At 47.9% G+C, this 11,057-nt stretch carries 12 protein-coding genes; all 12 read right to left on the reverse strand.

Features of this window, described 5'->3' with window-relative positions; all coding sequences use genetic code 11:
* Nucleotides 1-2: 2 nt before the first annotated feature.
* Entirely contained in the window at nt 3-488 is a 486-nt protein-coding gene (locus tag A3Q3_RS0113315) for a type II secretion system protein (protein WP_020184089.1), read from the reverse strand.
* Nucleotides 463-858, reverse strand: a complete 396-nt coding sequence (locus A3Q3_RS0113320; RefSeq protein WP_020184090.1) for a type IV pilin protein — start codon at nt 856-858, stop codon at nt 463-465. Before A3Q3_RS0113320 ends, A3Q3_RS0113315 begins: the two co-directional genes overlap by 26 nt.
* A complete protein-coding gene (locus A3Q3_RS0113325; RefSeq protein ID WP_020184091.1) occupies nt 845-1,330 on the reverse strand; it encodes a type II secretion system protein in 486 nt (161 codons plus the stop codon). Before A3Q3_RS0113325 ends, A3Q3_RS0113320 begins: the two co-directional genes overlap by 14 nt.
* A gap of 6 nt (nt 1,331-1,336) precedes the next feature.
* Nucleotides 1,337-3,364 (reverse strand): secretin N-terminal domain-containing protein, encoded by a 2,028-nt coding sequence (locus A3Q3_RS0113330; RefSeq protein WP_198288920.1) that lies wholly within the window; start codon nt 3,362-3,364, stop codon nt 1,337-1,339.
* Between the two features lie 43 nt (nt 3,365-3,407).
* On the reverse strand, nt 3,408-4,025 hold the full coding sequence (locus tag A3Q3_RS14220) for a hypothetical protein (RefSeq protein ID WP_020184093.1): 618 nt from the start codon (nt 4,023-4,025) through the stop codon (nt 3,408-3,410).
* Complete coding sequence (gene pilO / locus A3Q3_RS14225) at nt 4,022-4,600, reverse strand: type 4a pilus biogenesis protein PilO (RefSeq protein WP_020184094.1); 579 nt, start codon at nt 4,598-4,600, stop codon at nt 4,022-4,024. Before pilO ends, A3Q3_RS14220 begins: the two co-directional genes overlap by 4 nt.
* 2 nt (nt 4,601-4,602) lie before the next feature.
* Complete coding sequence (locus A3Q3_RS14230; RefSeq protein ID WP_020184095.1) at nt 4,603-5,163, reverse strand: hypothetical protein; 561 nt, start codon at nt 5,161-5,163, stop codon at nt 4,603-4,605.
* On the reverse strand, nt 5,160-5,972 hold the full coding sequence (locus A3Q3_RS0113350) for a hypothetical protein (protein WP_157355128.1): 813 nt from the start codon (nt 5,970-5,972) through the stop codon (nt 5,160-5,162). Before A3Q3_RS0113350 ends, A3Q3_RS14230 begins: the two co-directional genes overlap by 4 nt.
* Nucleotides 5,953-7,659, reverse strand: coding sequence for a GspE/PulE family protein (locus A3Q3_RS0113355; protein ID WP_020184097.1), 1,707 nt, complete (start codon nt 7,657-7,659; stop codon nt 5,953-5,955). Before A3Q3_RS0113355 ends, A3Q3_RS0113350 begins: the two co-directional genes overlap by 20 nt.
* Nucleotides 7,656-8,831 carry a type II secretion system F family protein gene (locus A3Q3_RS0113360; RefSeq protein ID WP_020184098.1) on the reverse strand — a complete coding sequence of 392 codons (1,176 nt, stop codon included), beginning with the start codon at nt 8,829-8,831 and terminating at the stop codon, nt 7,656-7,658. Before A3Q3_RS0113360 ends, A3Q3_RS0113355 begins: the two co-directional genes overlap by 4 nt.
* Before the next feature lie 16 nt (nt 8,832-8,847).
* The gene (gene gspG / locus A3Q3_RS0113365) at nt 8,848-9,285 is read right to left on the reverse strand and encodes a type II secretion system major pseudopilin GspG (protein ID WP_020184099.1); all 438 of its coding nucleotides are present in this window, start codon (nt 9,283-9,285) and stop codon (nt 8,848-8,850) included.
* A 197-nt stretch (nt 9,286-9,482) separates the two neighbouring features.
* A partial coding sequence (locus A3Q3_RS0113370) for a PA14 domain-containing protein (RefSeq protein ID WP_020184100.1) occupies nt 9,483-11,057 on the reverse strand: 1,575 nt, incomplete at its 5' end.

The raw sequence follows: 11,057 nt of genomic DNA on the forward strand, positions 1-11,057 counted from the left end.
TACTAACTGTTGATGCCGATGAACTTCCATTCATCATAGGTAGTGGCCTCTGAAAAACTCTCATAAGCAGTAGGGAATCCCGATTTTTTGATAGCAGCTTGATGGGACTGGCTATACACCCCAATGATCAAGCCTTGTTGTGTTACTAGCCCCCATGCTTGTTTTGAGATGGGATCTGCATATAGTTTGCGGAGATGGCGTTTGACTACAGGAAAACGCTTGTCTAGAACCAAGTCTTCTAATGCTTTTGGGTATTGTTTTGCGCCGCCCGGTGTGGATTCATAGTAACTTAAGATGGCGGCTCGGTACTGGTCACCAATAAACAACAGTTCTTTTTCATGCTCTCGCTGTAGTGATTGATGCCACACAATACCTACAACACTTAAAGCAATGCCAGAAAGCGCCACGATGATGAGGATGCCAATAAAGGTGAATCCCTGAGTCAGCTGGCCAGTACGCATATTACCAATCAGAGAACTTTGTGCCATCTTTTGCGATGCCTGTTGCACCGCTGTGGATGTTATATAGCCCACCTTCAAGTGGTGGAGCTGGCGGATCAATAACCCAAGTGTTCTCGCTTTCGGTGATAGGGTCTATCGGCAATCTGTTCATGTATTGCTTTTCCACAAGCTCGTCTAGGCTGGCTGGGTACTGGCTATGGTCGGCATAGTATTTATCAATACCTTCGCGCACGGTGTTCAAACTTTGCTTAAGTGCTGCTTCTCTTGCACGCTCTACACTACTAAAGTATTTTGGATAAGCCAAGGTGAGCAGTAATGCGAGGATCGACAATACGACTAATAACTCGACTAAAGTGAACCCGAGTATACGGCGGCAATTTGGCTTACCATTTGGCATAAGGAACTCCATTGGTACCCGTTAGCGGGCTTAACGAGTACACATCATATACATCTTTCCCAGCGACTGGTTGGTTGGCACTGCTTTCGTAGCTGCGCAAGCCCCAGCCTTGCGTTTGCTCAATGCTGAGTGCATCAGTCTCTCGTTGTGCAACCATCGGGTCTAGAGGGATTCTACGTAGAAATTTGAGTTTATGTTTGTTGGGGTCTTTCAGGTCTTCAGCCCCTTCTACCAATATTTCTAAATTAGGTGGGTACCCGGTCTCGTCTATGTTTTTTTTGATACGGCCTTCATCACTTGCTTTCTTATAGGCATCAATGGCTTCGCGAATTTGCCGTAAATGGTGACGTAACTCGCTTTCTTTAGAACGTTGAACTGTCACCGAGACTAAGGGCATGGCCACACTCGCCAAAATTGCCACAATCGCCAACGTGACAATCAGCTCAATCAAAGAAAATCCGCGCAGACGCATATGGAATTAGAAACGCGAAGGCGGATTAGTGGTATCAATAATGGGTGCTGGTTGTGCCTGCGGATCAATAATGACAGAAGGCACGGATGTCGGTGCGTTAGGGTCGATTACCTGACCGGGGATATCCTGCCCTGAGCTCTCAGTGGCTGGATTAACAGGGACTGCGGCCGGTGCTGGACTAATGGCATTTTCTGAACCATCGGCAGGTGTATTCAACTGCTGTTGTCGTTCACGCCGTTGGTCACGCAGTCTTTCCAGTGGCGTCAATGGGGCGGCAGAGCCACCAGAAAATGCGGGCAGTGCTTTTTGCGGTTTGTCCGTGATGATACTTTCGGTACCAGACCAATATTCGGAGACGTCCGCTTTAGGTAATTCTAAGTTGGTAATAACTCTTGGTGTAATGGCCAATACAATTTCCGTTTTACTTTTTTTGTCTTCTTGGTTCGAGAATAAACGCCCAATCAGCGGAATATCGCCCAAGCCTGGTAAACGGCTGGCATTTTTTCTTTCGTCATCCAAAATTAACCCGGCTAAGATTTGCGTCTCTCCATCTTTGAGGCGCAGTGAGGTGTTGGCATTACGCGTGCCAATGGTATAGATGGTGGCGCCATTTCTGGTCACGGTTTTTTCACCTAAAGAGCTCACTTCAAGGCCGACCTTGATGTTTACAAAATCATCCAAGGTGACATGTGGTTCAACATCAAGCTTTAGCCCGACATCAATATAAGTCACATTTTCAGAGATACCGACGTTAGCAGTCGAGGTGGTGGTGATAATGGGCACTTTATCGCCTACCAAGATTTTGGCTTTTTCATTGTTTTTGACGCGGATTCTTGGGTTGGAGAGCAAGTTAACATCGCCAATGGTTTTTTTAAAGTTAATGGCTGGGTTGGGGGATACGCCTATACCGCTGGAGTTGAGGGTTTTTAGCGCTTGTAAGGTGAGCCCAGTGTCTGCACCAATGACGGCCAGTTGATTCGGGTAAATAATCCCTAACTCTTGTAAACGGCTGCGGCTCACCTCTAACACTTCAATGTCCAGCATTACTTCAGAGTCTGCAATATCAGTGGCGGCCACTAATTTTTCGGCAATGCGCACGACCTCTGGTGTATCGCGCATGACCAGCATATTGATGCGTTCATCAATAAAAATATCTTTGGTTTTAAGCATGGACTTCAACATACCAGCCACTTGCTTGGCATTGGTGTTGTTTAAGTAAAAACTACGGATTTTTAAGTCTTGATAATCCTTTAATTTTTGTGGATTGCTTGGGAACACCAGCGCTGTATTTTCAGACAGTGCTTTTTTCTGTAGACCATTGCTGGCGAGTACCATATCTATCGCTTCTTCAATGGGTAGCTTTTTGATGAAGATAGTCGCTTTGGTGTCTGGCTTGATGTCTTTATCCAAAATAAAATTAATACCCGTTGCACGTGATAAAGCCTCAAATACGGCTTTGATATTTGCATCGCGTAGCTCTAAAGAAATAGGCTTATCTACGCTGGATTTAAGCTGTGGCGGTTGCATATTGCTGTTGCCAATTTTTTGATTGATTTGCGTTTCCAGTTTAAGCGCTGCTTTGTTTTGCGGGTTCTCTAACAGCACTTCATGTACTTCGCGCTTTGCTTGTTCAAGTTGGCTGTTGTTGGCCAACTCGTCCGCTTTTTGTAACTGCTGATGTTGCTTAATTTCTCTAAACACTTCATTTCTGCTGGTCATCGCGCTTTGGTTATCTGGTGCAAAGCTGAGTACACGCTCATATAGGCGCTGTGCTTCTGCAAGATCGCCTTTTAGACGCGCTTGATCCGCTTGTACCAATAGTTCATTCACAGCAGATTCAGTATTTAAATAAAAGTCCTTACGTGCTTTGGCAGATTCCGGATTTTGTTTAAGGTCTTGTTGTGATTCATAAGCGCGTGTTTCAGGCGGCTCATTTTTATGCTTATTGGATTCCCATGGCGCAAATGCGCAGCTTGTCATGAGCGGTAGCCCAGACAATAACAGCATAGCTGTGAGCGCTCGTGTGTGTTGCATCTTTAGATGATTAAACAATGGCATTGCTGATCCTTTTACTGGTTTACTGCCCCGGCTGCGCCATCTGTCCATTGAAGGACGATTCCGGTGAAATTAATTTTTGTGTTTTTGATAAAGTTTGTGGCAGATTCAGTGGTAAAAATGTGAACAGCAATTGGTTGGCATCTTCACCATCCAAGCGCCAAAACGCATCCACTTGTTCACCTTTTGCCACGGTATACACTTTGTTGTTAGCCATCAAAAAAATTTGCGTGCCTTTGGGGCCATCGTCTAGTTTCCCCATATAAGTAAAAGGCGAGGGTGGCGCTACCGGCGGGGGCGGGGGCGCAGGTTTGATTTTGGGGGTAGGTGCGACGACGACCCATGAATGTACCGGGAATAAATCGGCAGGCTTTTCTGCGCTTGTGTCTCGATGCATGATGCGCCAGTTGGATGGTGCCGCTGGTGTCGTTTCGACTTTGTCTACAGGTGTTACTTGAGCAATTGCCAATGATGGCAGTTTAGCGGTACGTGCACTGTCTGCAGGCTCAGCAAGTAATGACTCATCTGACTGGCCAGACGTGAACGCTGTCCACGCAGTCAGCGCAACAGTCACAATCAGTACGGCCCATAGCCATCCATTTTTACCTGCGTTAGCCGTTGCTTGTGCTGTTAAATTCATGAGGGGTCAGCCTTCACATATAACACTAACACCAATTTTGCATCAACCACGGGGGTGAGGGTGCTATCTCTATGCATTTGAATATCCGCGATGGCCACCGAAGGCACTGCACTCAGCATGGCAGACATAAATTGACGCACTTGAGTGTAATGGCCTGTGACTGGAAGCACCATTTCATATTGGGTGAGCGCTGCCTGTTGTGGCACATTACGCGGTGTAATTTTGGTGAGTTTATAATCGCCGCTATTCAATACAATGCGTTGTTGCGCTGCTAATTGGTTGAGTTGCGCAAGTGTGTCTGGGATGGAATCTGCACGAGGAAAAATGCGGTAAAAATCCTGCAAGGTTTGCTGTGTTTGCTCGGCTGGTTTTTCTATGATGGCTACGTGCGTGTCAGGCTCTGCATGTTGGTTTAAATCAGTAGAAAAGCTATGGATTTCTTCTTTTATCTCTGCTGATTTAGAGGTGTAGTACACACCGCCGGCGCAAATTGCCAGCAAGGCTAATAGACCCCAGACGCCAAGTTTCCTAGCCGCATGCGACAGTAACCACATCAGATATTGGGTATTCACCATATTCAGCTTTTCCCTTGCGCTACTTTCCCTAGCTCTAGTTTCCATTGTGCAACAATGGTAAATCCAACTGGCTTGTAGGGGTCGCTTTGATCGATTTGATGTTTAAGTAAATAGACCTGCGCTAAGGTGTTTAATTGTGCCAAAGCTTGCACGTACTGCAAGGTTGCGGCCATGTTTTTGGCCTGGCCGGTCAACACGACTTGTTGTTTTTTGCGATTAGGCGCTATGCTCAATAGTGCGATATCTTGTGTGCTGACTTGCTCCAGCGAAGTCAGTAGCGGATTCCATGGAATGCTTAACTGCGTGACAATATCACGGGCATATAGGACTTCATCTTCCGATGCGGTTTCAATCGGTAGCTCAACTGGCTTATTGCGTAATGCAGGTGACATTCCAGAGGCAGAAACCAACGTGGATAATGTCTGCTGTTGTAGTTGATATTGCTGTACCCAATATAGTGTGCAGCCAATCGCTGTCAGTAGCATTGCCAACCCGAGTAAGCTGATCTTTTTGAAAGAAAATGCACTGGTTTCCACAAAGTCAATGTGTAATCGCTGGCTCATGCCATTACCTCCAACAGTGGATACGCCGTTTGTGGTAGCGCTTGTTTGTTGGAGAGACCTAAGCGTTTGATTTGCCAGTGCGTAATGGGCGCCAATGCGCTGGCCTTGTGTGCAGGTGCATAAATGGAGATCACGCGCGCTACATCGTCTTCTAACACCATGGTGCGCGCTAGAATCTCTGGCAGTTGCTGCTGCCAGTCTAATGCAATGGCTTGCGAGCGGATTTGGGTACAGATGCCATGATGAAAAGTTGCAAACACCAAACGGCTATGCTCCACCATTGCCACTACGCCCTCTACCTTGTGCAAGGCGTTGGCTAGACCATTGATGGCTCTTACAAAGTAGGGCTGCACGCTTTTTAAAACAATGGATTGCTTTTCGGCTAAGGTGTGTAATTCAATCAGTAATGTTTGATCAATGGCCGCGCACATGGTGGGCTTAGCAGGTGCAACATCATCACATTGTATGGCCCAGTTCAGCACTTCGGCCCCAAACACTTCGCGGAAAGCCGCTTGCGCATACGCGGTTTTTTCTGTGATGGAGATATGTTTTAAGGTAGGCGGCAACACTAAATAGCGCACCAAATCACTTTCAAGCGTCAACTGCATTGCAGTGTGGCGGGGTGCAGCAAGCTCTACCAATATACGTGCTAAGGTTTGCAATGATGCTTGCCAAATATGCTCTGGATTCGGGGTTACGGCATGTTCGTGCTGGGCTAGTACTTTCTTTGTCAGCCCGGTACGATGCAGCACCGCCACATGAGTGGCGCTGAGTGTGACCAACAGTTGATTAGGCCACAAAGGTAACACGGTTAATCTCCTGTAAGGTTGTCATGCCTTCGCCCACCGCTTCAATCGCGGCCTCACGTATGGTGCGCATGCCGCTACGTTTTGCGGCTTCTTTCAGTTTGCGAATAGGCTCGCGCGCTACAATCATTTCTCTTAATTCGTCGTTGAGGACTAACAGTTCAGCGACTGCTTTACGACCTTTGTAACCGGTGCCTCGGCAATGACCACAACCTTTGGCATGTTTGAATTGCATGCGGCTGGCCATTTCAACGGTAATGGCCGATTCTTCTAATAGTGCGGCCGAAGGCTGCTCTGGCTCCATACAGTGTGGGCAAATCACACGAATCAGGCGCTGCGCCATGATGCCATTGACGGCTGAAACAAAGTTGTAGGGGTCTACACCCATGTGCATAAACCGTGCAATCACATCCAGCACATTGTTGGCGTGCACGGTAGTAAATACCAAGTGGCCAGTCAGCGCTGCCTGTACCGCAATCTGTGCAGTTTCTGAATCGCGAATCTCGCCCACCATGATTTTGTCAGGGTCGTGTCGCAAAATAGAGCGTAGGCCGCGTGCAAAAGTCAGGCCTTTTTTCTCATTGACTGGGATTTGCAATACGCCGGGTAGCTGATATTCCACTGGGTCTTCGATAGTGATGATTTTGTCATGCCCAGTGTTAACCTCAGAGATGGCTGCATATAACGAGGTGGTTTTGCCACTACCGGTGGGGCCTGTCACCAATACCATGCCATAAGGCTCTGCGGCTAAACGACGAAATTGTGTGATGATATTGGGGTTGAACCCAAGCGCTTGTAAGCTTAAACCTTGCGCTTCTTCAGACAGCGATTTACGATCGAGCACGCGTAATACGGCATCTTCACCAAACACACTGGGCATAATGGATACACGGAAATCCACTTCGCGGCCTTGTGTGATGACTTTAAACCGGCCATCTTGAGGAATACGGCGCTCCGCAATATCCAACTGCGCCATGACTTTGATTCTAGAGATGGCTTGGTCGGCATTGTCTTGCCCTTGAATGCCCCCCACGCTTGCCATGACACCGTCGATACGGTACTTCACTACTAGACCTGAATGTGCGCATTCCAAATGAATATCGCTGGCGCCTGTTTTTAAAGCATCGTACAGCGTGGAGTTCATCAGTTTGACAATCGGGTTGCTCTCTTCGCTAATCGATTTTAATGAAAGATGTACCACCGACTCATCATTATCCGCCAGTAGGTTTTGCTCGCCCGTCGGTAAGCCATCCATGGCGCGCATGGTTTCTTCATGTCTAGCTAAAAATGCGGCAATATCAGTGCGATGCGCGAGCCGCCATGTGTATGACCGTTTAATGTATTCATTGGCCCATGTTTGCAAGATGTCATTAAACGGATCGGCAAACACTAAAATAAGCTGTTCGTCTTCGGTATAAAAGGCCAGACATTCTTTTTGTTGGGCTTTGGAAAATGGAATCGTATCAAAGCCTGCAATTAGCGTGTGCATTTCTTTCATGGTGATGGGCGCATAATGAAAGCATGTGCCAAGCGCAGAAATGAATGTATCTTGCGTGCCGCCAATCAGCTCTTCCAGCACTTCAATCATGCGTCTTTGCTGAAGTTGCGCTTGTGCCTTCGCTTGCTTGATGGTGGCCGGGGTCATCATCACAGTGCCGCCGTCTAATGCAAAAGTAGGGGTCGCGATCATTGTATATTGCCTGCAAGCTCAAAGATGGGCATGTAAAGTAACAAGACTACCACACCTATTACCAAGCCAATCATCAACATTAATATGGGCTCAAACAAGCGCGTAAACCAGTCTATCCAGCGTGCGAGTTCTTCATCATAAAAGCCGGCAATGCGCTCCATCATATCGCCGATATTACCGCCGCGTTCACCCACTGCCAGCATGCGCAAGGCTACTGGTGTGGTCAGTCCGGTTTTGTCGAGCGCATCGGAAATCGGGTGGCCTTCGTTAATGGCTGCTGAAGCAAGCTTCATACTGTTTTGTAAGGCAGAATCTAACAAGCCGGACACCGATTGCAGTGCAAGTAGAATAGGCGTGCCGCCTTTGAGCAGCATGCCAAGCGTTCTGTAAAAACGTGCCAATTGGTAGATGCGCAGACGGTCACCCAATGCCGGGATTTTCCACAGTTGTTGCGCTAGCCATTTTCTGAATGCCGGTTGAGATAGGGCAACAATTAAAGCGGCAATGAGCCCGATGCTGCCTAGCATCATGGCAAAGCCATGGCGTTCAAGAAACACGCCCCATGCCAGTAATACTTGCGATAGAAAGGGGAGATCGCCGCCAGTGCCTTCATAAATGCGGCTGAATTTTGGAACGACAAAGCCGAGCAAAAATAGAATCACCAAACCGCCAACACTCATCAACAGTATCGGGTAGATGGATGCACTGACGATTTTCTTTTTGAGTAGGCCAATTTGTAATTCATAGGCAATGTAGCGACTCAACGCTTGGGGCAGATCGCCGGTTTTTTCACTGGCCCTGACCGTTGCAACAAACAACATAGGAAACGCTTGCGGCTGCTGCTCCAGTGCGGCGGAAAAGGTTTGTCCTTGGTAGAGCGCTTGTAACAGCGTATCTAAGGTAGATTTACCTTCGTTACGGTCGTCTTTGACTGCAAGCGTTTCAATCGCCTCTACCAAATTGAGGCCTGCTTCTAGCAAGGCCAGTAATTCTTGGCTAAATAAAATGAGCGGGAATTTTTTTCTGGAATGCTTGAGTGCATTGAGCGCTGTGGCCGAGATAGGCGTATAGCCTCTTGCCTGCGCCTGAGATAGCGCGTCATCCATATGCATGGCAGAAATGTTCAGGAGAACCATTTCTCTGTCACGGACCGCTTTTACTTGATAGTTCATCGCGTTTTGAACAGCGTTACCAGTTCGTGACGTCTTCGGCTTCTTTGGTGCCGCCTTGCTGCCCATCTTTACCTAGCGAGTATAAGTCGTAGTCGCCATGCTCTCCTGGTGATTTGTAGAGATAGGGTTTATCCCACGGGTCATTCGGCACGTTTTTTTTAAGATATGGGCCAGCCCATTTGGTATCGTTAGCCGGATTTTTATTGAGTGCCTCTAACCCTTGCTCGCTGCTTGGGTAGCGTCCGGTATCAATCCGGTATTGGTCTAACGCTTTACCCAGTGCATCGATTTGTGCTTTGGCGGTTTTTGTTTCGGATTTACCAATTTGCTCAAAATATTTGGGGCCTACATAGCCAGCAAGTAGGCCAATAATGACCATAACAACTAGCAATTCAAGGAGTGTAAATCCTTGAATTTTAATATTTAATTTTAATTTTTGTGTTCTAGTGATCATGTAATCAATTCTATCAAAGCAACTATATATGTCAATTGTAGTGAATGTCGGTGACGGGTAAATTTCATTTTTGTGACAACTTAGTCACAATTCTCAGTATGGTTTTTCTATTGTTATGTGAGTCTACATAATAGAGGCCACCATTTGGTGGCCCCGTCGGCATACCGCAAACAGATATTGCTATCTGATTAAGCCGGTTAAGGGCTGATATACAACTGCAGCTTAGGTACCGCACTATACGTACTTGCACCCGGTGCTTTCCATAATAGCTGCATTACTGCACCCCCGGTAAACTCTAGAAACTCCACCCTAATTGGCAAGCGTTGACCAGCGGTCATGCTGATTACCGTGCTGGTGTCCAAGGTTGGCCCATGTGAAGCCCAGTTATTGATGATGAGCTGGTTATTGAGATAGACCCTTACGCCGTCATCAGAATTGGTCTGGAACTGATAGTTGCCAGCAGCTAATGCTTCGACATACCCCGTCCAACGTGCAGTAAAGTTGTTTGCTGGAACGCCAGCACCCGGCGAAGCAGTGCCCCAGTTAAAGTTCACATCCTCCACGCGTTGTAAAACCGCATTGCCGGATAAATCAATGGAGTTGTAGTAACTACCATTCAAACCAGTGCCGGTCGAGGTCGTACCATTGGAGGTCACAGTAACGGAGGCGACACTACTGATGCTGACCGCACCGCTATTGTCAGTGGCTCTTGCCGTCACAGAATGGGTACCGACCGTCGCATTGGTCCAACTGATGCTGTATGGCGAAGTCGTATCTGTAGCGATGAGCGTAGCCCCATCATAGAACGCCACTTGGGTGATCGTACCATCACTATCTGCAGCATTGGCGGATACCGTGATGGCCGTGCCTTGTATGATGTTAGCTCCTGAAGCGGGTGCTGTGAGCGCAACAGTAGGTGCATTATTGTTGACCGTACTACTGTTATACAACTGCACTTTAGGCACCACGTCATAAGTAGTGGCTCCTGGTACTTTCCAGAATAACTCCATCAATGCTCCACCGGTGAACTCTTGGAATTCCACCGTAATCGGAATACGTTGGCCAGCCGTCATGCTGATCGCCGCGCTCGTGTCCAAAGTAGGGCCGTGCGGCGTCCAGTTATTAATCACTAACTGATTATTGATATAGACTCTAAGGCCATCATCTGAATAACTCTGGAATTGATAAGAGCCCGTCACAGTGGCTTCAATAAACCCAGTCCAGCGTACTGAGAAGTTATCTGCTGGTAAGCCTGCTCCCGGTGACGCATTACCCCAATCAAAGTTAATATCCTCTACACGCTGTAGCACAATGCTGCCGGTTAAATCATTCGTTGCGTAGTAATCGGCATTCAATCCGGTACCTGTTCCCGGTGTGGTTGGCGTGCTGGAAGTCACCGTAATCGCCACCGCAGCACTGGTAGTGACCGTACCCCCATTATCAGTCGCTCTAGCCGTGATGGAATGAGACCCAACCGCCGCATTGGTCCAACTGATGCTGTATGGCGAAGTCGTATCTGTAGCGATTAAGGTAGCACCATCATAGAACGCCACTTGGGTGATCGTACCATCGCTATCCGCAGCATTAGCGGAGACCGTAATAGCCGTACCTTGCACTACACTCGCACCGGCAGATGGTGCAGTCAGTGAGACAGTAGGCGCTACATTGGTAGCCGTCACCGTAATCGCCACCGCAGCACTGGTAGTGACCGTACCCCCATTATCAGTCGCTCTAGCCGTGATGGAATGAGACCCAACCGCCGCATTGGTCCA

Source organism: Methylotenera sp. 1P/1 (genome assembly GCF_000384355.1).
GTDB lineage: Bacteria > Pseudomonadota > Gammaproteobacteria > Burkholderiales > Methylophilaceae > Methylophilus.